Source organism: Bacillus cereus group sp. BfR-BA-01347 (genome assembly GCF_022663835.1).
GTDB lineage: Bacteria > Bacillota > Bacilli > Bacillales > Bacillaceae_G > Bacillus_A > Bacillus_A thuringiensis_K.
Genome location: NZ_JAKUGG010000029.1, coordinates 38021 through 58581 on the forward strand (window position 1 = coordinate 38021; position 20561 = coordinate 58581).

Consider the following 20561-nt stretch of genomic DNA (forward strand, 5'->3'; position numbering starts at 1 on the left):
TATGTTAATGCCAAAACGCGTAAAATATCGTAGAGAGCATCGTGGTAAAATGCGTGGTCGTGCTAAAGGTGGAACTGAAATTGCTTTCGGTGAATTCGGTTTACAAGCACAAGCTGCTTCATGGATTACAAACCGTCAAATCGAAGCTGCTCGTCGTGCAATGACTCGTTACATGAAACGTGGCGGTAAAGTATGGATTAAAATTTTCCCTTCTAAACCTTACACTGCAAAACCTCTAGAAGTACGTATGGGTTCCGGTAAAGGGGCACCAGAAGGCTGGGTAGCAGTAGTAAAACCTGGGAAAATTATGTTCGAAATCGCGGGTGTATCTGAAGAGGTAGCACGCGAAGCATTACGTCTTGCAGCTCACAAGTTACCTGTGAAATGTAAATTCGTAAAACGTGAAGAAAATGGTGGTGAATCTAATGAAAACTAATGATATTCGTGAATTAACCACTGCCGAAATCGAAACAAAAGTTAAAGCTTTAAAGGAAGAGTTGTTTAATCTTCGCTTCCAACTTGCTACAGGACAATTAGAGAATCCAACTCGCATTCGTGAAGTGCGTAAAGCAATTGCTCGTATGAAAACTGTAGTTCGTGAAAGAGAGATCGGAATTAATCGATAAATTGAGGGGAGGTTTGCATAGTGAGCGAACGTAACCAACGCAAAGTTTATACTGGTCGTGTAGTGTCTGACAAAATGGACAAAACGATTACAGTTTTAGTTGAAACTTACAAAACTCATTCCTTGTACGGAAAACGTGTTAAGTATTCTAAGAAGTACAAAGCCCATGATGAGCAAAACCAAGCGAAACTTGGCGATATCGTTAAAATCATGGAAACTCGCCCGCTTTCTGCTACTAAGCGTTTCCGTTTAGTTGAAATCGTTGAAGAAGCGGTTATTATCTAAATAGACGAATCGGAATTTTTAGTCCGAAGGGAGGTTTCATAACATGATCCAACAAGAATCTCGTTTGAAAGTTGCTGACAACTCTGGTGCACGTGAACTTTTAACAATTAAAGTATTAGGCGGCTCTGGTCGTAAATATGCTAACATTGGTGACATTATCGTTGCTACGGTAAAACAAGCAACACCAGGTGGCGTTGTTAAAAAAGGTGACGTTGTTAAAGCAGTAGTGGTACGTACGAAGAGCGGAGCTCGTCGTCCGGACGGTTCTTACATCAAATTTGATGAAAACGCAGCGGTTATCATTAAAGACGATAAGAGCCCACGTGGTACTCGTATCTTCGGACCAGTAGCTCGTGAATTACGTGATAGCAACTTCATGAAGATCGTTTCTTTAGCTCCAGAAGTTCTATAATTTAAGGTATTGCCTTGCTAAGGAGGTGCAGAATTAAGATGCATGTAAAAAAAGGTGATAAAGTACAGGTAATCACTGGTAAAGACAAAGGAAAACAAGGCGTTATCCTTGTGGCTTTCCCAAAGCAAAACCGTGTTATCGTTGAGGGTGTCAATATCGTTAAGAAGCACTCTAAGCCATCTCAATTAAATCCACAAGGTGGAATTATTACTAAAGAAGCACCTATTCACGTTTCTAACGTTATGATTTTAGATCCGAAAACAGGTGAACCTACTCGTGTAGGCTTCAAAGTAGAAGATGGTAAAAAAGTTCGTATTGCAAAAAAATCTGGTGAATTATTAGATAAATAATTTTCTTAAGAAAGGAGGTCACTTCATTGAATCGCCTTAAAGAGAAGTTCCAAAAGGAAATTACTCCTGCTCTAGTGAGCAAGTTTAACTATAAATCTGTAATGCAGGTACCAAAAATCGAAAAGATCGTAATCAACACTGGTGTTGGTGACGCGGTATCTAACTCAAAAGCGTTAGACAACGCAGTAGAAGAATTAACACAAATCACAGGTCAAAAACCTGTTGTAACTCGTGCTAAAAAATCAATCGCTGGTTTCCGTCTTCGTGAAGGTATGCCAATCGGTGCGAAAGTAACTTTACGCGGCGAGCAAATGTATGAGTTCTTCGACAAATTAGTATCAGTTTCTTTACCACGTGTACGTGATTTCCGTGGTGTTTCTAAGAAATCATTCGATGGTCGTGGAAACTATACATTAGGTGTTAAAGAGCAACTTATTTTCCCTGAGATTGATTATGATAAAGTAAGCAAAGTCCGCGGTATGGACATCGTAATCGTTACTACAGCGAAAACTGATGAAGAAGCTCGTGAACTTTTAACACAATTCGGTATGCCATTCCAAAAATAATGGAAGCCAACGCTAAGTAGAGGAGGCGAAAACGTGGCTAAAAAATCTATGATAGCGAAACAAAAGCGTACTCCTAAGTTTAAAGTACAAGAGTATACACGTTGCGAACGCTGCGGTCGTCCGCATTCTGTATACCGCAAATTTAAACTTTGCCGTATTTGTTTCCGTGAACTTGCATATAAAGGTCAAATTCCTGGTGTTAAAAAAGCTAGTTGGTAAAACCCACAAATGGGAAGGAGGTAAAACACATGGTGATGACAGATCCAATTGCAGACATGCTTACTCGCATCCGTAATGCGAACATGGTACGTCATGAGAAATTAGAGGTTCCTGCTTCTAAAATCAAAAAAGAGATCGCTGAACTTTTAAAACGTGAAGGTTTCATTCGTGATGTAGAATACATCGAGGATAACAAACAAGGTATCCTTCGTATTTTCCTGAAATATGGTGCAAACAATGAACGTGTAATCACTGGATTAAAACGTATCAGTAAACCTGGCTTACGCGTTTACGCTAAAGCTGACGAAGTACCACGTGTACTTAACGGATTAGGTATCGCTCTTGTTTCTACATCTAAGGGAGTAATGACAGACAAAGACGCTCGTCAATTACAAACTGGTGGAGAAGTAGTAGCATACGTTTGGTAATATATATTTAAAACGAACGGAGGTGTGACCACATGTCTCGTATTGGTAAAAAGATTCTTGAAATCCCTGCAGGTGTTACTATTACAGTTGCAGAAGACAATACTGTAACAGTAAAAGGCCCTAAAGGTGAATTAACTCGTACTTTCAATGCTGATATGCTTATCAAAATTGAAGAGAATACATTAACAGTTGAGCGTCCATCTGAACAGAAGGAACACCGTGCATTACACGGTACAACTCGTGCTTTAATCGGAAACATGGTTGAAGGTGTAACTGAAGGTTTCGCACGCGGACTTGAATTAGTCGGTGTTGGTTACCGTGCTCAAAAACAAGGTGATAAACTTGTATTAAGCGTAGGTTATTCTCATCCAGTAGAAATGACTCCGGAAGCAGGTCTTGAAGTTGAAGTACCTGCACCAACTAAGATCGTAATTAAAGGTATCGACAAGCAACGTGTTGGCGAATTCGCTGCTAACATCCGTGCTGTACGTGCTCCTGAGCCTTACAAAGGTAAAGGTATTCGTTACGAAGGCGAAGTTGTTCGTCGTAAAGAAGGTAAAACTGCTAAGTAAACCCGTTAGGTGAGAGAAAGGAGTGACAAGAATGATCACTAAAGCTGATAAAAATGCGACTCGTAAGAAAAGACATGCACGTGTACGTGCTAAACTTACTGGTACTGCAGAGCGTCCACGTTTAAACGTGTTCCGTTCTAACCAACATATTTACGCTCAAGTTATTGATGATGTGAATGGTGTAACGTTAGTAAGTGCATCTACTCTTGATAAAGACCTTGCTCTTAACGGTACTAGCAATATTGAAGCTGCTACGAAAGTTGGAGAATCAGTTGCTAAGCGTGCTGTAGAGAAAGGCGTTAAAGAAGTAGTATTTGATCGCGGTGGTTACTTATACCATGGCCGTGTTAAAGCTCTAGCTGAAGCTGCTCGTGAGGCTGGATTACAATTTTAATGGTCAAAGGAGGGAAAATTGATGCATCGCATTGACCCAAGTAAATTAGAACTTGAAGAACGTGTAGTTACGATAAATCGTGTCGCGAAAGTTGTTAAGGGTGGTCGTCGTTTCCGCTTTGCTGCACTAGTTGTAGTTGGCGATAAAAACGGTCATGTTGGATTCGGTACTGGTAAAGCACAAGAGGTACCAGACGCAATCCGTAAAGCTATCGAAGACGCTAAGAAAAACTTAATCGCTGTACCATTAGTTGGTACAACAATTCCACACACAATCAACGGTCATTTTGGCGCTGGTGAAGTATTCTTAAAACCTGCTGCTGAGGGTACTGGTGTTATTGCTGGTGGACCTGTTCGTGCGGTCCTTGAATTAGCTGGTGTACAAGATATTCTTTCGAAATCTCTTGGTTCTAACACACCAATCAACATGATTCGCGCTACTGTGAACGGATTAAGCGAACTTAAGCGCGCTGAAGATGTTGCAAAATTACGCGGTAAATCTGTAGAAGAGCTACTAGGTTAAGGAGGGAAAACAAATGGCGAAAAAGTTAGAAATTACCCTCACTCGTAGTGTAATTGGTCGTCCACAAGATCAACGTGCGACGGTAGAAGCTTTAGGTCTTAAAAAGTTGAATTCAACTGTAGTTAAGGAAGAAACTCCTGCTATTCTTGGTATGATCAACAAAGTTTCTCACCTTGTAACTGTAAAAGAAGCTTAAGGATAACTCATTAATATAAGGAGGTGCCTGGGAATGAAACTTCATGAATTAAAACCTGCAGAAGGTTCTCGTAAAGTACGTAACCGTGTCGGTCGTGGTATCGGTTCTGGTAACGGTAAAACTGCTGGTAAAGGTCATAAAGGACAAAACGCACGTTCTGGCGGCGGTGTTCGTCTTGGCTTCGAAGGTGGTCAAACTCCATTATTCCGTCGTTTACCAAAACGCGGCTTCACAAACATTAACCGTAAAGAGTTTGCTATTGTAAACTTATCAACGTTAAATCGTTTTGAAGATGGTACAGAAGTAACACCTGAATTATTGCTGGAAACTGGCGTTATCAGCAAGTTAAACGACGGTGTTAAAGTTCTTGCAAGCGGAGCAGTAGAGAAAAAACTAACTGTTAAAGCGCACAAGTTCTCTTCAAGTGCTAAAGAAGCAATTGAAGCAGCTGGCGGATCAGTTGAGGTGATCTAATGTTTCGTACAATCTCCAACTTTATGCGCGTTGCTGAGATAAGACGTAAAATATTATTCACTTTAGCGATGTTAATCGTATTCAGGATTGGCACGTTTATCCCCGTGCCATTTACAAATGGAGACGTACTGAAGGCACAAGATCAATTAAATGCTTTAGGTATTCTAAATACATTTGGCGGTGGAGCCTTGAAAAACTTCTCCATCTTTGCGATGGGAATCATGCCGTATATTACAGCATCCATCATCGTGCAATTATTGCAGATGGATGTTGTTCCTAAATTTTCGGAATGGTCGAAGCAAGGTGAAATGGGCCGTCGTAAATTAACGCAATTCACGCGTTACTTTACAATTGTTCTTGCGTTTATTCAGGGGTTTGGTATGTCAATCGGTTTTAACGGTATGGTAGGTGGACAATTAATTTTGAATCCAGGTTGGAGCACTTATTTATACATTGCTACGGTACTGACTGCTGGTACTGCATTTTTAATGTGGTTAGGTGAACAGATTACAGCTAAAGGTGTAGGTAATGGTATTTCCATCCTTATCTTTGGCGGTATTGCCGCGGCGATCCCAAGTGTTATATCTCAAGTGTATCAGCAACAGTTTCAAAATATCGGAGATCAATTGTTCATGAGTATCGTTAAAGTTGCATTGATTTTACTAGCTGTGCTAGCAGTTATTGTGGGTGTTATTTTCATTCAACAGGCTGTTAGAAAGATCCCAATTCAATATGCGAAGCGTGTAACAGGAGGAAATGGTGGTTATGCTGGAGCACAAAACACACATTTACCGCTTAAGGTAAATAGTGCTGGTGTTATTCCAGTAATTTTTGCTGTTTCATTCTTAATTACGCCTCCGACTATTGCACAGTTCTTCCCGAAACATGATGTATCGCAGTGGATTATTGCAAACTTTAACTATTCTCACCCAGTGGGAATGATCATATATGTTGCGCTCATTGTAGCCTTCACATATTTCTATGCATTTGTTCAGGTTAATCCAGAGCAAATGTCAGAGAATCTAAACAAGCAAGGTGGATATGTTCCAGGTATTCGTCCGGGTAAGAATACGGAACAATATCTAACAAAAATCTTGTATCGTTTGACCTTTGTAGGATCAATTTTCCTAGCAGCGATTGCAATCTTACCAGTTATCTTTACGAAATTGGGAAATCTTCCTCCATCTGCACAGATCGGTGGAACGAGTATGTTAATCGTTGTCGGCGTTGCTTTAGAAACAATGAAGCAGCTAGAAAGCCAACTGGTAAAACGCCATTACAAAGGGTTTATCAAGCAGTGAGTAAGTGGGAAGAATTGTCTTCCCTACATGCTCATGTACTCTGAGGGGGAACAAGGATGAACTTAATTTTAATGGGGCTTCCTGGTGCTGGTAAAGGTACACAAGCCGAACAGATTGTTGCCAAGTATAACATCCCTCACATTTCAACAGGAGACATGTTCCGTGCAGCTATGAAGGCTGAAACTGAAATGGGTCTACAAGCAAAATCTTTTATTGATAAAGGTGCACTTGTTCCAGATGAAGTTACAATCGGAATCGTTCGTGAACGTTTAAGTCAAGACGACTGCGTAAGAGGTTTCTTACTAGACGGTTTCCCACGAACTGTTGCACAAGCATCAGCTCTTGAAGAAATTATGAAAGATCTTGGCAAAAAAATCGACTATGTTTTAAACATTAATGTGGATTCAGGGTTGTTATTAAAACGCCTTACAGGCCGTCGCATTTGTAAAGAGTGCGGTGCGACTTACCACTTAGAATTCAATCCACCAGCAAAAGCTGATGTGTGCGATAAATGTGGTGGCGAATTATATCAACGCTCTGATGACAATGAAGAAACTGTAGCAAATCGTTTAGATGTAAATATTAAGCAAACAAAACCTTTGCTTGATTTCTACGAAGAGCTTGGTTACTTACAAAGCATTAATGGTGAGCAAGATATCAATAAAGTATTTGCTGATATCGATGTTCTCATCGGAGGCTTAGCGTAATGATAATCTGCAAAACTCCTCGCGAGATAGAAATCATGCGAGAAGCTGGCAGGATCGTTGCTTTGACTCATCAAGAGTTGAAACAACACATTACTCCAGGAATTACAACGAAAGAGCTCGATCAAATAGCGGAAAAGACGATTCAAAAATATGGTGCTACGCCATCTTTTAAAGGATACAACGGATTTCCGGGGAGCATATGTGCTTCTGTAAATGAAGAGCTTGTACACGGAATTCCAGGGAAGCGCAAGCTCAAAGAGGGCGATATCATCAGTATCGATATTGGTGCGAAATACAATGGGTACCATGGAGATTCTGCATGGACGTATCCAGTTGGAAACATTTCTGAATCTGTTCAAAAGCTACTTGATGTCACAGAAAAATCGTTGTATCTTGGTCTAGAACAAGTAAAACCAGGCGAGAGATTATCAAATATCTCACATGCGGTTCAAACCCATGCTGAAGAGAATGGATTCTCGATCGTTAGGGAGTATGTTGGTCACGGAATCGGGCAAGACTTACATGAGGACCCTCAAATCCCGCACTATGGTCCACCAAATAGAGGCCCTAGATTAAAGCCGGGAATGGTCATCTGTGTTGAGCCGATGGTGAATCAAGGAAGACGATATGTAAAAACACTATCTGATGACTGGACAGTGGTAACGGTAGATGGTAAATGGTGTGCCCATTTTGAGCACACGATTGCTCTTACAGAAGCAGGATACGAAATCCTTACCACTTTATAAGTAGCTGGCTCTCCGGGATTTCAGAGCAGTGTAAAATGTTACTGATTTGAAGAAGGGAGAACTATTGAATGGCTAAAGATGATGTAATTGAAGTCGAAGGTACCGTTCTTGAAACGTTGCCAAATGCTATGTTCAAAGTAGAATTAGAGAATGGGCATGTCGTATTGGCTCACGTTTCTGGTAAAATCCGTATGAACTTCATTCGTATTTTACCAGGAGACAAAGTTACGGTAGAATTATCTCCGTACGATTTAAATCGTGGTCGTATTACGTACCGTTTTAAATAATATAGCACTCCGTAATCTTTAAGGAGGTTCGAGACATGAAAGTAAGACCGTCAGTTAAACCAATCTGCGAAAAATGTAAAGTTATTCGTAGACGTGGAAAAGTAATGGTTATTTGTGAAAACCCTAAACATAAACAAAAACAAGGTTAATCAGAAGGAGGTGCATTCGTAATGGCACGTATCGCAGGTGTAGATATTCCTCGAGACAAACGCGTTGTTATTTCTTTAACTTACGTATTCGGCATTGGTCGCACAACTGCTGAAAAAATTCTTGCTGAAGCAGGTATTTCTGAAGAAACACGAGTTCGTGATTTAACGGAAGACGAATTAGGACGTATCCGTGATATCATCGATCGTATTAAAGTTGAGGGAGACCTTCGTCGTGAAGTATCTCTTAACATTAAACGTCTAATGGAGATCGGTTCTTACCGTGGTCTTCGTCACCGTCGTGGCTTACCAGTTCGTGGTCAAAATTCTAAAAACAATGCTCGTACACGTAAAGGTCCACGTCGTACAGTAGCAAATAAAAAGAAATAATAAGTAAAGGAGGTTGAACTAACAATGGCACGTAAAACAAACACTCGTAAAAAACGTGTGAAAAAGAATATTGAAGCTGGTATAGCTCATATTCGTTCTACTTTCAACAACACAATCGTAACTCTTACAGATACTCACGGTAACGCACTTTCTTGGTCTAGTGCTGGTGCACTTGGTTTCCGTGGATCTCGTAAATCTACTCCATTCGCTGCGCAAATGGCTGCTGAAACTGCTGCTAAAGCTGCAATGGAACACGGTTTAAAAACTTTAGAGGTTACTGTTAAAGGTCCTGGTGCTGGTCGTGAAGCTGCAATTCGTGCTCTTCAAGCTGCAGGTCTAGAAGTAACAGCAATTAGAGATGTTACTCCAGTTCCTCATAATGGATGTCGTCCACCAAAACGTCGTCGTGTGTAATTTTTCTGTATAGAATTTTCCCTTTTGTCTATAATGGATATGATGCATTATCGAGAAATTTCGTACAGAAACATCGCTTGTTGTGCACAATCGGGAACTGCCTAAGGGGGACTTTCGGTTAGACAGGGGTTGTACCTTTGTTTAACCGGGGTTTCGACGTTTTGAAGGAGGGTTTAGTTAATGATTGAAATCGAAAAGCCGAAAATCGAAACGGTTGAACTTAACGAAGATGCTAAATATGGTAAATTCGTAATTGAACCGCTTGAGCGTGGATATGGTACTACGTTGGGTAACTCCTTACGTCGTATTCTTTTATCTTCACTCCCTGGTGCCGCTGTTACTGCTATCCAAATCGATGGCGTATTACATGAATTTTCAACAGTTGAGGGCGTAGTAGAAGACGTTACAACGATCATCTTAAACTTGAAAAAGTTAGCTCTTAAAATCTACTCTGAAGAAGAGAAGACGTTGGAAATTGATGTGCAGGGCGAAGGTATTGTCACAGCTGCTGATATTACTCACGATAGTGATGTAGAAATCTTAAATCCAGATTTACACATTGCAACGTTAGCAAAAGATGCGCATTTCCGCGTGCGTTTAACTGCAAAGCGTGGCCGTGGGTATACGCCAGCTGATGCAAATAAAAGCGAAGATCAACCAATAGGAGTAATTCCTATTGATTCTATTTATACTCCAGTATCACGTGTGACTTACCAAGTGGAAAAGACACGTGTCGGACAAGTGGCTAATTATGATAAGCTTACGCTTGATGTATGGACGGATGGAAGCATCGGGCCAAAAGAAGCTATCTCTTTAGGTGCCAAAATCTTAACTGAGCATTTAAATATCTTTGTTGGTTTAACTGATGAAGCACAAAATGCTGAGATTATGGTTGAGAAGGAAGAAGATCAAAAAGAGAAAGTTCTTGAGATGACTATCGAGGAACTAGATCTTTCTGTTCGTTCTTATAATTGCCTTAAACGTGCAGGAATTAATACTGTACAAGAGCTTGCGAACAAAACAGAAGAAGATATGATGAAAGTTCGTAACTTAGGACGTAAATCCTTAGAAGAAGTTAAACATAAACTTGAAGAATTAGGTTTAGGTTTACGTAAAGACGACTGAGGATTTAAACCCATCAACAAAGGAGGGAACTACGAATGGCATACAGAAAATTAGGCCGTACAAGTGCGCAACGTAAAGCTATGTTACGTGACTTAGCTACTGATTTAATTATCAACGAGCGCATCCAAACGACAGAAACTCGTGCAAAAGAACTTCGTTCTGTAGTGGAAAAAATGATCACTTTAGGTAAACGCGGAGATCTTCATGCTCGTCGTCAAGCAGCAGCTTTCATTCGCAATGAAGTAGCTAACGCTGAGACTGGTCAAGATGCACTTCAAAAATTATTCGCTGATGTAGCTCCACGCTATGCTGAGCGCCAAGGCGGATACACTCGTATTGCAAAAATTGGTCCACGTCGCGGAGACGCAGCACCAATGGTAATTATCGAGTTAGTATAATGATAATTAAAAGGGCAGGACAGTTCTTTTCAAGAAACTGGTCATGGCCCTTTTTTTTAAATATAAAAATAGGCTAACTTGGCGAAGGAAAGGGTGCCTTGTATTGAAAAAAGAGAAACTTCGGACAGAAAATATATCCTTTCAATATCCTGGGGCAGCCACTTATGCATTAAAAGATGTTTCATTTTCCTTATATGAGGGAGAATGGGTATCTGTTATTGGACAAAACGGTTCAGGGAAGTCTACACTTTCAAAATTATTGAATGGTTTGTTTTTGCCAGAAGCAGGAACTATTACAGTAAATGATACAATGGTTTTATCAGAGGAAACGGTATGGGATGTTCGAAAACAAATTGGGATGGTATTTCAAAACCCAGATAATCAATTTGTTGGAACGACAGTGCAAGACGACGTTGTTTTTGGCTTAGAGAATATCGGAATGCCAAGAGAACAGATGGTAGAAAGATTAGATCAGGCTCTCAAACTTGTCCGTATGGAAGATTTTCTTAATGATGAGCCTCATTCGTTATCTGGTGGGCAAAAACAGCGAGTGGCAATAGCAGGCGTTTTAGCACTTCAGCCATCTATTTTAATATTAGATGAAGCAACGTCAATGCTAGACCCCCAAGGGAGACGTGAAGTAGTAGAAACGGTTAGACAACTTGTTAATCAAAAAGGTATTACCGTGTTATCAATTACGCACGATTTAGAAGAAGCGGCACAATCAGACCGTGTCATTATTTTAAATAAGGGAGAGATATTAGAGGAAGGGACTCCAGAACAAATTTTCAAATCCTCTCATATGCTCCAAGAAATTGGATTAGATGTACCATTTTCAGTGAAAATAGCAGAATTATTAAAAAGAAATGAAATTCTCTTGCAAAATACGCATCTTACAATGGAAAGCTTGGTGAACGAACTTTGGAGATTACATTCCAAAAAGTAGAACATCGTTATCAATATAAAACTCCATTTGAAAGACGCGCACTTTATGATGTAGACGTGTCGTTTCCAAGTGGGGGTTATTATGCCATTATCGGTCATACTGGTTCAGGTAAGTCGACGATGATTCAACATTTAAATGGTTTATTGCAGCCGACAAATGGTACAGTTCAAATTGGTGAACATTTGATTTCGGCAGGAAAGAAAGAAAAAAAGCTAAAGCCACTACGTAAAAAAGTAGGGGTTGTCTTTCAATTCCCAGAACATCAGTTGTTTGAAGAGACTGTGGAGAAAGATATTTGTTTCGGCCCTACTAATTTTGGAGTATCTGTAGACGAAGCAAGGCAAAAGGCTAGAAAGGCAATTGAACTTGTAGGGCTAGAACCGGAACTGTTAACACGTTCTCCGTTCGAATTAAGTGGTGGACAAATGAGACGTGTTGCTATAGCGGGTGTACTGGCGATGGAACCTGAAGTGCTTGTATTAGATGAACCTACAGCAGGACTAGATCCAAAAGGGCAGAACGAACTTATGGAGATGTTTTATAAGCTGCACAAGGAGAAGGGTCTTACAGTTATCCTTGTAACGCATAATATGGAGGATGCTGCTCAGTATGCGGAGCAGATTGTAGTTATGCATAAAGGAACGGTCTTTTTGCAAGGAAGTGCAGAGGAAGTATTTTCACATGCTGATGAACTAGAGAAAATTGGTGTGGATCTTCCTATGTCATTAAAGTATAAACGTGCAATTGAAGAGAAGTTTGGTATTTCAATTCCAAAGGCTACCTTATCTTTAGAGGATCTTACTCATGAAGTTGTGCAGGTGTTACGAAAAGGTGGTCATGAATCATGCAGCAGTTGATTATTGGGAGATATATCCCGGGGAATTCACTTATTCATCAACTTGATCCACGTACGAAGCTGCTGATTGTCTTTTTATATGTATTTGTTGTTTTCTTAGCAAATAATGCGATTTCATATGGATTTTTATTTTTATATGCACTCATTGCTTTATTTTTTGCAAAAGTGCCGATTCGTTATGTACTTTCGGGCTTAAAACCAATTTTATGGATTTTTCTTTTTACATTTTTCCTGCATATTTTTACAAATAAAGAGGGGGATGTACTATTCCAGCTTGGTTGGTTTTCGATATATGAAAAAGGATTAGAGCAAGGGATATACATTTCTGTACGATTCTTCGTTATTATTTTAATGACGACATTATTAACGTTAACGACGACACCTATTGAAATTACAGATGGTTTGGAGACGTTATTAAAGCCGTTGAAGCGTATAAAGGTTCCTGTTCATGAAATCGCATTAATGATGTCAATTTCTCTTCGTTTTATCCCGACATTAATGGATGAAACGAGTAAAATAATGAAAGCACAAGCGTCACGTGGTATTGATTTTGCCGGGGGACCGATAAAAGATAGAATGAAAGCTATTATTTCACTGCTCGTTCCTCTGTTTATCAGTGCTTTTAAGCGTGCAGAGGACTTAGCCATTGCGATGGAAGCTCGTGGATATCAAAGTGGTGAAGGACGTACTAAATTTAGGCAACTACGCTGGAAAACAAGCGATACAGTAACGATTGTCAGCTTATTTTGTTTAGCTTGTATTTTGGCATGGGTGCGATCGTAATGGAGAATAGAGAAATGGATAGAATAAAATGTACGGTTGCATATGATGGCATGCATTTTTGTGGTTATCAAATTCAGCCGAACCATCGTACTGTTCAACAGGAGATAGAAAAAGCATTGCAGAAATTGCATAAGGGAGAACTTGTTCGTGTTCAGGCATCTGGTAGAACAGATTCTACAGTTCATGCAAAAGGACAAGTAATACACTTTGATACCCCTTTGTCTCTTGAAGAGTGGCAATGGAGTAATGCTTTAAACACAATGTTGCCAGATGATATTGTTATAAGGCAAGTAGAGAAAAAAACAGAAGAATTTCATGCACGTTACGGTGTTGAGAAAAAAGAATATCGTTATCGTGTATTATTATCAAAGACTGCGGATGTATTCCGTAGAAATTACGTATATCAATATCCATACCCGCTCGAAATCAACTCTATAAGAAAAGCAATTCCTTATTTTATTGGAACGCATGATTTCACTTCTTTTTGTTCGGCAAAAACTGACAAAAAAGATAAAGTGCGAACAATTTATGAAATCGAGTTAATTGAACAAGATGATGAAATAATTTTTCGTTTTGTAGGTAATGGATTTTTATATAATATGGTCAGAATTATTGTTGGTACGTTACTTAGCATAGGACAAGGAAAGCTTGATCCTGATAGCATTCCAGAGATTTTAGCGAAACAAAATCGTCAGTTTGCTGGAAAGATGGCTCCAGGTCATGGGCTTTACTTATGGGAGGTAAACTATAACAACTAATCCTGGTGTAACATTTGCTTGACATTAGAAACTCAAAAGTATATCATAACATATGGTATTGTTTCTAAAACCACGATTAGCCCCGGAAGGAAATCGTGTTTAAGATAAACAATAGATTTTTTCTATGGAAAAGATAACGAGGAGGGAAACACATGCGTACGACTTTTATGGCAAAAGCTAACGAAGTTGAGCGTAAATGGTATGTGGTTGATGCTGAAGGTCAAACTTTAGGTCGCCTTGCTAGTGAAGTAGCATCCATTTTACGTGGTAAAAACAAACCTACATTTACACCACACGTTGACACGGGTGATCATGTAATTATTATTAACGCTGAGAAAATTCATTTAACAGGTAATAAATTAAACGATAAAATTTACTACCGTCACACTAACCACCCAGGTGGACTTAAGCAAAGAACAGCTCTTGAAATGCGTACAAACTACCCTGTACAAATGTTAGAGCTTGCAATTAAAGGCATGCTTCCAAAAGGACGCTTAGGCCGTCAAGTTTCTAAGAAACTTAACGTGTATGCTGGAGCAGAGCATCCACACCAAGCACAAAAACCAGAAGTTTACGAACTTCGCGGATAATTAATTAAAGGAGGGCTTACTTTGGCACAGGTTCAATACTATGGTACTGGACGTCGTAAGAGTTCAGTAGCGCGCGTACGCCTAGTTCCAGGCGAAGGACGCGTTATCATTAACGGTCGTGATTTTGAAAACTATATCCCATTTGCTGCATTACGTGAAGTAGTGAAACAACCTCTAGTTGCAACAGAAACTTTAGGTAACTACGATGTACTTGTAAACGTAAATGGTGGTGGATACACTGGTCAAGCTGGTGCTATTCGTCACGGTATTTCTCGCGCTTTATTAAAAGCTGATCCAGAATACCGTCTAACACTAAAACGTGCAGGTCTATTAACTCGTGACGCACGTATGAAAGAGCGTAAAAAATACGGTCTTAAAGGCGCACGTCGTGCACCTCAGTTCTCAAAACGTTAATTTTTGCGAACTACAAACCCCAACCATTTTGGTTGGGGTTTTTTTATGTTTCATTCCTCTTTTGCAATTTTTATAGCTTGGAATATTTTAGTGCTACCGCCGCGCGTATGCTTCTTCTTTAGAAGTTTAGACTAATACGTATTAGGGAGGTTTATAAGTACTATGAATGTCATTGTCAGCTTACAAGAAAAACAAAAAGAAAAGCAGTTAAAATACGAGCGGAAGATGTTGCGGGAATTATCATTAAAAACATTGCGTTCAAATATTCGTGATGCATTTCAAATGCAAGAGCTTCATCGTCAGTATGAAGATTACTGTATTGAATTAGGGATAGAATCTTATTTATTAGGAGCGAGATACAGTAAATTTGGTTATTATGGTGAATCATTTTTTGATGTGAAATATAGAGCTTTAGAAGAAGAACAACAATTAACTGAAACGCTATTTCAATTTTTAACGAGTATGACTATGCGAGAAATAAAGTTGAAAGATGAGGAATTACTTTTTGAATCTTGTCAGCAGTTTATAGGATTGTGGTGGCAAGAAGGGTATGAAAAAGGTGAAAGAAGATATCGATTAAAGCTTCATTAAGACAAGCATAAACTTTCCTCTTGTCCCATATAAGTAATTAGAGGGACTAGCTGGAGGAGGAAAGGTATGAAGAGAATTCGAATTATCTCTTTTGCACTCGCTGCGGTTGTATTGTTTTTTTTAGTCAAACAAGAATTTCAAATTACAAAATCGTGGCGTGCTTGGAATTTACCCTTATCAGGGAAAGTAATCGTATTAGATGCTGGGCATGGTGGACCAGATGGAGGGGCTGTTGGTGGAAAGGATATTATAGAAAAGGATATTACGCTTGAAATTACAAAAAAGGTACAAGACTATTTACAAGAACAAGGTGCACTAGTTATTTTAACGCGTGAGGGAGATTATGATTTAGCTAACAAAGATACAAAGTCATATAGCAGACGTAAAGCAGAGGATTTAAAAAAACGTGTAGAAATCATCAATAAACCTGATGTAGACTTTTTTGCAAGTATTCATTTAAATGCTTTAACTAGTAGTGGATCGAAAGGCGCACAAACGTTCTATTACCGTTCTTCAATTGAAAATGAACGTGCTGCAAAATTTATACAGGCTGAATTGAGAACAAGTTTAGAGAACACGAATCGTTCTGCTAAGACTATTTCGCATGTGTATTTATTAAAGTATTCTAAAACACCAGGTGCTTTAATTGAAGCTGGCTTTTTATCGAATGTGAACGAAAGGTATATGTTAAATTCGGAGAAATATCAGCAAAAGTTAGCAGCTGCAATATACCGTGGTATATTACGTTATTTCACGGAAAAAGGAAATCCTCCAGAATAAGGAGGATTTTTTTGAGCTTCTCTCGTTAACGAAGTTTTCGGAAAATATGTTATACTGGAAATGTAAACGCATTTATTTCAAGAATAAGCAGAGATAAATTCAATTAACATTACGTTATTTTTCATACAGGGGGCTGGGCTAATTATGGTAACGAAAGAGCAAGTGGTTGAAGCGTTAGAAGGGATTGTAGATCCGTTTTTACATAAAAAATTAAAAGAAACAAGTGCAATTAAAGAGGTAACAGTCAAGCCAGAGAAGGAACATGTGAGTGTCAAAATTGCAATCGTAAAAACCGGTACAGCGGAACAAATGCAGTTGCAGTCTGGAATTGTAAAGTTAGTAAAAGAACTTGGGGCAGCAACAGTTGGACTTCGTTTTGCAGAATTTACAGAAGAGGAATTAGCTCAGTTTGCACCGGAACAACAAGAAGAGCAAAGTGAATCTTTATTGTCACCTAATTCAAAAACAACATTCTTAGCAGTAGCGAGTGGAAAAGGTGGCGTGGGAAAATCAACTGTTTCCGTTAACCTTGCAGTTGCTTTAGCTCGTTTAGGAAAAAAAGTTGGTATTATCGATGCGGACATTTACGGTTTTAGTGTGCCAGACATGATGGGGATAGAAAAACGTCCTATCGTAAGAGGTGACAAAATAATTCCGGTGGAACGTTTAGGTGTAAAGGTAATCTCAATGGGCTTCTTTGTAGAGGATAATGCACCAGTTATTTGGAGAGGACCTATGCTTGGGAAAATGTTAAACCACTTCTTCACAGAAGTAGAATGGGGCGATCTAGATTATTTAGTACTAGATTTGCCACCAGGCACAGGTGATGTTGCGTTAGATGTGCACTCAATGTTGCCATCTTGCAAAGAGATTATTGTAACGACGCCTCATCCAACAGCTGCGTTTGTAGCAGCACGTGCTGGAGCGATGGCATTGCGCACTGAACATAGTATTCTTGGTGTTGTTGAGAATATGGCATATTTTGAAAGTAAGGTAACTGGTGAGAAAGAATATGTATTTGGAAAAGGCGGGGGAGATAAGTTAGCTACCGAATTACAAACGAATGTTCTTGGTCGCATTCCGCTACAACAACCCGATTGGAATAAAGAAGACTTTGCTCCTTCAGTATATGAAGATACACATACAACGGGCATTATTTATAGTAAAATAGCTGAAACAGTAATTGATAAAACAGCTGTTACACAAAAATAAAGTGAAACTTTAATCAGTGGGGTTCACCTGTTACTGACAACAATAATGCTTTTGTTGTTAGTAAACCTTTCGCTTAACTAGAGGGGGCCATTTTGTCTGTTAATAGTAAGATAAAGTAATAACGAGTGAACAATGTATACATTGTCCACTCGTTATTATAGTTATTATTTTTTACTGTTCTTCCTTCTTTTCGCCTTGAGAACCACCGTCACCGCCTGCTTCTTTCTTACCAGATCCGCCTTTTTCAGCTTTTTGCACACCTTTACTAATGATATCAATCATCTTGGCTTGGAAGAGTGGACTTTCAGCAGTTTCTGTTAGTACTTGTTGTAGATATTGACGGTATTCTTTACTCTTCATTGTTTGTAACATTATTTTTTCTACTTCAGGATTTTTCATAATTTCTATAACGCCTGCTTGGTATTCAGGGTCTTTTAGTAAGGTTTTCATTAATTGAGTTTGTTCTTTCCCCATACTTTTAGCAAACTTTGATGAGAACTCAGGATCTTTAAAGAGCTTTTCCCAGAATTGTTGCCCTTTATCGGATACCATGGCATCTTCAATCGTTTTCTTTACTACTGTTTCATCTAGTATGAGTGCTTGTTTCATTTTTTCATCAGTTAATACATCTTGAATAGCTTTCTTACCTTGATCTGTTTTTAAAATATCAACAATCATTTTCTTTGTTTGATCGTAATCTAGTTCGGATTTCGTTTCTTTTCCTTGTGCGCATGCTGCAAGTGCGATAAGTAGAAAAGAAGAAACGAAAATGAATAGCATCCGTTTCATAAGTTGGAACTCCTTTCAGCACAGTTCTCTCTTTTTAATATAAATATCTTTAAGGAATTTATACATGAACATGGCTAGCTTTTTGAAATTGTCATTGATACAATTTAATTAGAAATATAAGGATAATGGGGGATGTGTTGTGAATAGCCGCAAGTGGGTACGACTATTTTTAACGACGTTGTTTCTTGGTGGGATTAGCACAGTTATTATTGGTTTTGTTTTGGAGTGGGACAAGTACAATAAATTTTTTCAAAATTTCGACGGTAAGGAGATTTTAGCAGTATCTTTCTGGCTGATGGGTGTAGGATTTATTTTTAGTGTTATAAGTCAAATGGGATTCTTTGCATATTTAACAATCCACCGTTTTGGACTAGGGATGTTTCGCTCATCTTCTTTATGGAATGCAGTCCAGCTCTTCTTTATTGCATTCGTATTATTTGATTTTGTGTATTTAAGATCTGTACTTATTGCAAATGGGGAAGTCTCGTTAGGGAATAACATACTTGTTGCTGGAATATTATTTGTGTTTGGAGCAATTGTTGCTTATGTAAAAAGTAAAGAAACAAATAAAAAAGCATTTGTGCCAGCTCTGTTCTTTATGGTTGTTGTAACAATCCTTGAATGGGTACCGGCGCTTCGGATTAATGATACAGATTGGCTATATTTAATGGTTATACCGCTATTGTTATGTAATGCGTATCAATTACTTGTATTACATCGTTTAATCGGAAAAACAAGTAAATCAGCTTAATAGAGAGAGGTTTTATACACCAGCAGTTATAATGCTGGAAATGGTATGATTAAAAAAGCTCTACCACCTTCTTGAAAGGTAGTAGAGCTTTTTATGCGTGAAGAGTAGTTGGGAAGAAGCTACTTCACATCTTCACTTTTCGTACTTGTGTTGGAAATAAGTTGTGACACGGATATTTGCTCATATCCATCACTTTTTATTTTTTGCAGGAGCAGCGGTAAAGCTCTATTTGTTTGAAGGGCAGAATCGGATGCGTGTAATAAGACGATATCTCCACCCTTCAAATTATTAGAGACAGTGGAAACGATGTTATTTACACCTGGGTTTTTCCAATCGTTTGAATTATTACTCCAATGCACGACGGTGTATCCAAGTGATTCTGCGATTTTAAGGGTTGCTTTGTTAAATTCGCCACTAGGTGGACGTAACAGCTTGACTTGTTTTACACCAAGTTTCGTAAAAACATCTTGTGCTCGTAAAAGGTCTCGCCTTATTTCATTTGTCTCTAGAGAAGTATAGGATGTGTAATTGTACCCCATACTACCGATTTCGTGCCCATCTTTCATGATTCGCTCTACAATATCGGGGTGTCTTTCGGCCCATGCAGCAGAAAGGAAGAAGGTTGCATTCTTAATTTCTCTTTCTTTAAGAGTATCTAGGATTGGAATTGCTTTTTTGTCTCCCCAACTAATATCAAACGTAAATGCAACTTGCTTTTTAGCGGTGTCTCCTTTGTAAATTACTTTAGGGCCTGTAGCAGTTGAAAAAGCAGATTCATGTGAATATGTTTTTAAAAAGAGTAGCCATGCTGTAAATAAGGACAGTATCACTATTAAGCTAATGTGTTTAAAATTTCTCTTACTCGTAATAAAAAAGAAAAACATAATATTACGCCCCTTTGTCCAATCCTTTTCAGTTACATATATGCTGTAAATATAAAAAAGAGAACAAAGGATTAACATCGTAAGTAGTGGATATAATGGATGATAGGATTGTGATAATTGAAAATGAGCGGAACGTTTATTGTTGCGTAAGGAATTATTGAGGTGATTGTTTGCTTGGGCTGATGTTGACAAAAGAAGAAAGAAAAGAAATGGAATACATATTGAAGAGAGAATTAGAGGAACTTTTATTTGATTTTGAAGATGAGCGTATTCATGAAGTTGTAAAAAAAGCCATGGAAGAAAGATATAAAATCATTTTCTGTTTATTCCGGAGAGTAGCTAACACAGAAGAATGTATTCGTTATGTAAGAAAAAGAATTTTTTATTAAAAAGTGTTGACGCTAATGGTTTATATATGGTAAATTAATAACCGTCGCTGATGCAGAAACGCAGAAAACGACAAAAAAGAAATTAAAAAACTTAGTTGACATTGAAAAATGAAGATGTTAACATAAGGAAGTCGCAAATGAGCGACCAAGTAGTTCTTTGAAAACTGAACGAAACAAACAACGTGAAACGTCAATTTTTATTTTAGATGCTAGACAAACTAACTTTATTGGAGAGTTTGATCCTGGCTCAGGATGAACGCT

The 20561-nt window shown here is 38.6% G+C and carries 35 protein-coding genes; 33 read left to right on the forward strand and 2 right to left on the reverse strand.

Translation table 11 applies throughout. From position 1 onward, the window contains the following. Nucleotide 1: 1 nt before the first annotated feature. The 31 genes from rplP (at nt 2) to MR143_RS28500 (ending at nt 17487) form a co-directional block, all read left to right on the forward strand. Entirely contained in the window at nt 2-436 is a 435-nt protein-coding gene (gene rplP / locus MR143_RS28350; RefSeq protein WP_000928969.1) for a 50S ribosomal protein L16, read from the forward strand. Further along, the gene (gene rpmC, locus MR143_RS28355; RefSeq protein WP_000855718.1) at nt 426-626 is read left to right on the forward strand and encodes a 50S ribosomal protein L29; all 201 of its coding nucleotides are present in this window, start codon (nt 426-428) and stop codon (nt 624-626) included. The genes rplP and rpmC overlap by 11 nt, the downstream gene beginning before the upstream one ends. A 20-nt stretch (nt 627-646) precedes the next feature. Beyond that, nucleotides 647-910: a 30S ribosomal protein S17 gene (gene rpsQ / locus MR143_RS28360; RefSeq protein WP_000004106.1), complete on the forward strand. Its 264-nt coding sequence runs from the start codon at nt 647-649 to the stop codon at nt 908-910. A gap of 43 nt (nt 911-953) precedes the next feature. Then, nucleotides 954-1322, forward strand: a complete 369-nt coding sequence (gene rplN / locus MR143_RS28365; protein WP_000615912.1) for a 50S ribosomal protein L14 — start codon at nt 954-956, stop codon at nt 1320-1322. A 38-nt stretch (nt 1323-1360) separates the two neighbouring features. Then, the gene (rplX, locus tag MR143_RS28370) at nt 1361-1672 is read left to right on the forward strand and encodes a 50S ribosomal protein L24 (RefSeq protein ID WP_000558200.1); all 312 of its coding nucleotides are present in this window, start codon (nt 1361-1363) and stop codon (nt 1670-1672) included. 26 nt (nt 1673-1698) lie between these two features. After that, nucleotides 1699-2238: a 50S ribosomal protein L5 gene (gene rplE, locus MR143_RS28375; RefSeq protein WP_001080831.1), complete on the forward strand. Its 540-nt coding sequence runs from the start codon at nt 1699-1701 to the stop codon at nt 2236-2238. Between the two features lie 33 nt (nt 2239-2271). Continuing rightward, nucleotides 2272-2457: a 30S ribosomal protein S14 gene (gene rpsN, locus MR143_RS28380; RefSeq protein ID WP_001085700.1), complete on the forward strand. Its 186-nt coding sequence runs from the start codon at nt 2272-2274 to the stop codon at nt 2455-2457. A gap of 29 nt (nt 2458-2486) precedes the next feature. Beyond that, nucleotides 2487-2885: a 30S ribosomal protein S8 gene (rpsH, locus tag MR143_RS28385; protein WP_000245511.1), complete on the forward strand. Its 399-nt coding sequence runs from the start codon at nt 2487-2489 to the stop codon at nt 2883-2885. A gap of 32 nt (nt 2886-2917) precedes the next feature. Continuing rightward, the gene (gene rplF / locus MR143_RS28390; protein WP_000086558.1) at nt 2918-3457 is read left to right on the forward strand and encodes a 50S ribosomal protein L6; all 540 of its coding nucleotides are present in this window, start codon (nt 2918-2920) and stop codon (nt 3455-3457) included. 31 nt (nt 3458-3488) lie between these two features. Beyond that, the gene (gene rplR / locus MR143_RS28395; protein WP_000628816.1) at nt 3489-3851 is read left to right on the forward strand and encodes a 50S ribosomal protein L18; all 363 of its coding nucleotides are present in this window, start codon (nt 3489-3491) and stop codon (nt 3849-3851) included. A gap of 21 nt (nt 3852-3872) precedes the next feature. Further along, nucleotides 3873-4373 (forward strand): 30S ribosomal protein S5, encoded by a 501-nt coding sequence (gene rpsE, locus MR143_RS28400; protein WP_000554646.1) that lies wholly within the window; start codon nt 3873-3875, stop codon nt 4371-4373. Nucleotides 4374-4386: 13 nt separating this feature from the next. Continuing rightward, the gene (rpmD, locus tag MR143_RS28405; protein ID WP_001085234.1) at nt 4387-4569 is read left to right on the forward strand and encodes a 50S ribosomal protein L30; all 183 of its coding nucleotides are present in this window, start codon (nt 4387-4389) and stop codon (nt 4567-4569) included. A 33-nt stretch (nt 4570-4602) separates the two neighbouring features. Next, on the forward strand, nt 4603-5043 hold the full coding sequence (gene rplO / locus MR143_RS28410) for a 50S ribosomal protein L15 (RefSeq protein ID WP_000766081.1): 441 nt from the start codon (nt 4603-4605) through the stop codon (nt 5041-5043). Then, on the forward strand, nt 5043-6344 hold the full coding sequence (secY, locus tag MR143_RS28415) for a preprotein translocase subunit SecY (protein ID WP_000490117.1): 1302 nt from the start codon (nt 5043-5045) through the stop codon (nt 6342-6344). The genes rplO and secY overlap by 1 nt, the downstream gene beginning before the upstream one ends. A 56-nt stretch (nt 6345-6400) precedes the next feature. Beyond that, nucleotides 6401-7051 carry an adenylate kinase gene (locus tag MR143_RS28420; RefSeq protein ID WP_001048989.1) on the forward strand — a complete coding sequence of 217 codons (651 nt, stop codon included), beginning with the start codon at nt 6401-6403 and terminating at the stop codon, nt 7049-7051. Beyond that, on the forward strand, nt 7051-7797 hold the full coding sequence (gene map, locus MR143_RS28425) for a type I methionyl aminopeptidase (protein ID WP_000582539.1): 747 nt from the start codon (nt 7051-7053) through the stop codon (nt 7795-7797). The genes MR143_RS28420 and map overlap by 1 nt, the downstream gene beginning before the upstream one ends. 68 nt (nt 7798-7865) lie before the next feature. After that, nucleotides 7866-8084 (forward strand): translation initiation factor IF-1, encoded by a 219-nt coding sequence (gene infA / locus MR143_RS28430; RefSeq protein WP_001029884.1) that lies wholly within the window; start codon nt 7866-7868, stop codon nt 8082-8084. 35 nt (nt 8085-8119) lie between these two features. Continuing rightward, nucleotides 8120-8233: a 50S ribosomal protein L36 gene (rpmJ, locus tag MR143_RS28435; protein WP_000868344.1), complete on the forward strand. Its 114-nt coding sequence runs from the start codon at nt 8120-8122 to the stop codon at nt 8231-8233. Between the two features lie 21 nt (nt 8234-8254). Continuing rightward, nucleotides 8255-8620, forward strand: coding sequence for a 30S ribosomal protein S13 (gene rpsM / locus MR143_RS28440; protein ID WP_000090788.1), 366 nt, complete (start codon nt 8255-8257; stop codon nt 8618-8620). Between the two features lie 24 nt (nt 8621-8644). Continuing rightward, nucleotides 8645-9034, forward strand: coding sequence for a 30S ribosomal protein S11 (gene rpsK / locus MR143_RS28445; protein ID WP_000101798.1), 390 nt, complete (start codon nt 8645-8647; stop codon nt 9032-9034). A 180-nt stretch (nt 9035-9214) separates the two neighbouring features. Continuing rightward, on the forward strand, nt 9215-10159 hold the full coding sequence (locus tag MR143_RS28450; protein WP_000569643.1) for a DNA-directed RNA polymerase subunit alpha: 945 nt from the start codon (nt 9215-9217) through the stop codon (nt 10157-10159). Nucleotides 10160-10194: 35 nt separating this feature from the next. Beyond that, on the forward strand, nt 10195-10557 hold the full coding sequence (gene rplQ, locus MR143_RS28455; protein WP_000331490.1) for a 50S ribosomal protein L17: 363 nt from the start codon (nt 10195-10197) through the stop codon (nt 10555-10557). A gap of 103 nt (nt 10558-10660) precedes the next feature. Beyond that, nucleotides 10661-11503, forward strand: a complete 843-nt coding sequence (locus MR143_RS28460) for an energy-coupling factor ABC transporter ATP-binding protein (protein ID WP_242281118.1) — start codon at nt 10661-10663, stop codon at nt 11501-11503. Further along, nucleotides 11479-12360, forward strand: coding sequence for an energy-coupling factor ABC transporter ATP-binding protein (locus tag MR143_RS28465; RefSeq protein ID WP_000406535.1), 882 nt, complete (start codon nt 11479-11481; stop codon nt 12358-12360). Before MR143_RS28460 ends, MR143_RS28465 begins: the two co-directional genes overlap by 25 nt. After that, nucleotides 12348-13142: an energy-coupling factor transporter transmembrane component T family protein gene (locus MR143_RS28470; protein ID WP_001186526.1), complete on the forward strand. Its 795-nt coding sequence runs from the start codon at nt 12348-12350 to the stop codon at nt 13140-13142. Before MR143_RS28465 ends, MR143_RS28470 begins: the two co-directional genes overlap by 13 nt. Before the next feature lie 14 nt (nt 13143-13156). Further along, nucleotides 13157-13900: a tRNA pseudouridine(38-40) synthase TruA gene (truA, locus tag MR143_RS28475; RefSeq protein ID WP_002163816.1), complete on the forward strand. Its 744-nt coding sequence runs from the start codon at nt 13157-13159 to the stop codon at nt 13898-13900. A gap of 152 nt (nt 13901-14052) precedes the next feature. Continuing rightward, nucleotides 14053-14490: a 50S ribosomal protein L13 gene (gene rplM, locus MR143_RS28480; protein WP_001260793.1), complete on the forward strand. Its 438-nt coding sequence runs from the start codon at nt 14053-14055 to the stop codon at nt 14488-14490. A 21-nt stretch (nt 14491-14511) separates the two neighbouring features. After that, the gene (gene rpsI, locus MR143_RS28485) at nt 14512-14904 is read left to right on the forward strand and encodes a 30S ribosomal protein S9 (protein ID WP_000079986.1); all 393 of its coding nucleotides are present in this window, start codon (nt 14512-14514) and stop codon (nt 14902-14904) included. Between the two features lie 162 nt (nt 14905-15066). Further along, nucleotides 15067-15495 (forward strand): DUF2521 family protein, encoded by a 429-nt coding sequence (locus MR143_RS28490; protein ID WP_001101005.1) that lies wholly within the window; start codon nt 15067-15069, stop codon nt 15493-15495. A gap of 66 nt (nt 15496-15561) precedes the next feature. Further along, entirely contained in the window at nt 15562-16275 is a 714-nt protein-coding gene (cwlD, locus tag MR143_RS28495; RefSeq protein WP_000822438.1) for an N-acetylmuramoyl-L-alanine amidase CwlD, read from the forward strand. A gap of 144 nt (nt 16276-16419) precedes the next feature. Continuing rightward, nucleotides 16420-17487: a P-loop NTPase gene (locus MR143_RS28500; protein WP_242281119.1), complete on the forward strand. Its 1068-nt coding sequence runs from the start codon at nt 16420-16422 to the stop codon at nt 17485-17487. Between the two features lie 171 nt (nt 17488-17658). Here MR143_RS28500 and gerD read toward each other — a convergent pair whose 3' ends face one another. Next, a complete protein-coding gene (gene gerD / locus MR143_RS28505) occupies nt 17659-18276 on the reverse strand; it encodes a spore germination lipoprotein GerD (protein ID WP_000827292.1) in 618 nt (205 codons plus the stop codon). 139 nt (nt 18277-18415) lie between these two features. Here gerD and kbaA point away from each other — a divergent pair, with 139 nt between their 5' ends. After that, a complete protein-coding gene (gene kbaA / locus MR143_RS28510) occupies nt 18416-19027 on the forward strand; it encodes a KinB signaling pathway activation protein KbaA (protein ID WP_001088526.1) in 612 nt (203 codons plus the stop codon). A gap of 119 nt (nt 19028-19146) precedes the next feature. Here the strand turns inward: kbaA and pdaB are convergent, their stop codons facing one another. Beyond that, nucleotides 19147-19911, reverse strand: coding sequence for a polysaccharide deacetylase family sporulation protein PdaB (gene pdaB / locus MR143_RS28515; protein WP_000464705.1), 765 nt, complete (start codon nt 19909-19911; stop codon nt 19147-19149). Nucleotides 19912-20081: 170 nt separating this feature from the next. Between pdaB and MR143_RS28520 the strand changes: the two genes are divergently transcribed. After that, on the forward strand, nt 20082-20300 hold the full coding sequence (locus MR143_RS28520) for a hypothetical protein (RefSeq protein ID WP_000901147.1): 219 nt from the start codon (nt 20082-20084) through the stop codon (nt 20298-20300). Nucleotides 20301-20561: the final 261 nt, after the last annotated feature.

Excerpts from the sequence above, each read along its gene's own strand:
- rplP (WP_000928969.1), top strand. The coding sequence starts at position 2 with ATGTTAATGCCAAAACGCGTAAAATATCGTAGAGAGCATCGTGGTAAA.
- rpmC (WP_000855718.1), top strand. The coding sequence starts at position 426 with ATGAAAACTAATGATATTCGTGAATTAACCACTGCCGAAATCGAAACA.
- rplN (WP_000615912.1), top strand. The coding sequence starts at position 954 with ATGATCCAACAAGAATCTCGTTTGAAAGTTGCTGACAACTCTGGTGCA.
- rplX (WP_000558200.1), top strand. The coding sequence starts at position 1,361 with ATGCATGTAAAAAAAGGTGATAAAGTACAGGTAATCACTGGTAAAGAC.
- rpsH (WP_000245511.1), top strand. The coding sequence starts at position 2,487 with ATGGTGATGACAGATCCAATTGCAGACATGCTTACTCGCATCCGTAAT.
- rplF (WP_000086558.1), top strand. The coding sequence starts at position 2,918 with ATGTCTCGTATTGGTAAAAAGATTCTTGAAATCCCTGCAGGTGTTACT.
- rplR (WP_000628816.1), top strand. The coding sequence starts at position 3,489 with ATGATCACTAAAGCTGATAAAAATGCGACTCGTAAGAAAAGACATGCA.
- rpsE (WP_000554646.1), top strand. The coding sequence starts at position 3,873 with ATGCATCGCATTGACCCAAGTAAATTAGAACTTGAAGAACGTGTAGTT.
- rpmD (WP_001085234.1), top strand. The coding sequence starts at position 4,387 with ATGGCGAAAAAGTTAGAAATTACCCTCACTCGTAGTGTAATTGGTCGT.
- rplO (WP_000766081.1), top strand. The coding sequence starts at position 4,603 with ATGAAACTTCATGAATTAAAACCTGCAGAAGGTTCTCGTAAAGTACGT.
- secY (WP_000490117.1), top strand. The coding sequence starts at position 5,043 with ATGTTTCGTACAATCTCCAACTTTATGCGCGTTGCTGAGATAAGACGT.
- MR143_RS28420 (WP_001048989.1), top strand. The coding sequence starts at position 6,401 with ATGAACTTAATTTTAATGGGGCTTCCTGGTGCTGGTAAAGGTACACAA.
- map (WP_000582539.1), top strand. The coding sequence starts at position 7,051 with ATGATAATCTGCAAAACTCCTCGCGAGATAGAAATCATGCGAGAAGCT.
- infA (WP_001029884.1), top strand. The coding sequence starts at position 7,866 with ATGGCTAAAGATGATGTAATTGAAGTCGAAGGTACCGTTCTTGAAACG.
- rpmJ (WP_000868344.1), top strand. The coding sequence starts at position 8,120 with ATGAAAGTAAGACCGTCAGTTAAACCAATCTGCGAAAAATGTAAAGTT.
- rpsM (WP_000090788.1), top strand. The coding sequence starts at position 8,255 with ATGGCACGTATCGCAGGTGTAGATATTCCTCGAGACAAACGCGTTGTT.
- rpsK (WP_000101798.1), top strand. The coding sequence starts at position 8,645 with ATGGCACGTAAAACAAACACTCGTAAAAAACGTGTGAAAAAGAATATT.
- MR143_RS28450 (WP_000569643.1), top strand. The coding sequence starts at position 9,215 with ATGATTGAAATCGAAAAGCCGAAAATCGAAACGGTTGAACTTAACGAA.
- rplQ (WP_000331490.1), top strand. The coding sequence starts at position 10,195 with ATGGCATACAGAAAATTAGGCCGTACAAGTGCGCAACGTAAAGCTATG.
- MR143_RS28470 (WP_001186526.1), top strand. The coding sequence starts at position 12,348 with ATGCAGCAGTTGATTATTGGGAGATATATCCCGGGGAATTCACTTATT.
- truA (WP_002163816.1), top strand. The coding sequence starts at position 13,157 with ATGGATAGAATAAAATGTACGGTTGCATATGATGGCATGCATTTTTGT.
- rplM (WP_001260793.1), top strand. The coding sequence starts at position 14,053 with ATGCGTACGACTTTTATGGCAAAAGCTAACGAAGTTGAGCGTAAATGG.
- MR143_RS28490 (WP_001101005.1), top strand. The coding sequence starts at position 15,067 with ATGAATGTCATTGTCAGCTTACAAGAAAAACAAAAAGAAAAGCAGTTA.
- cwlD (WP_000822438.1), top strand. The coding sequence starts at position 15,562 with ATGAAGAGAATTCGAATTATCTCTTTTGCACTCGCTGCGGTTGTATTG.
- MR143_RS28500 (WP_242281119.1), top strand. The coding sequence starts at position 16,420 with ATGGTAACGAAAGAGCAAGTGGTTGAAGCGTTAGAAGGGATTGTAGAT.
- gerD (WP_000827292.1), bottom strand. The coding sequence starts at position 18,276 with ATGAAACGGATGCTATTCATTTTCGTTTCTTCTTTTCTACTTATCGCA.
- pdaB (WP_000464705.1), bottom strand. The coding sequence starts at position 19,911 with ATGTTTTTCTTTTTTATTACGAGTAAGAGAAATTTTAAACACATTAGC.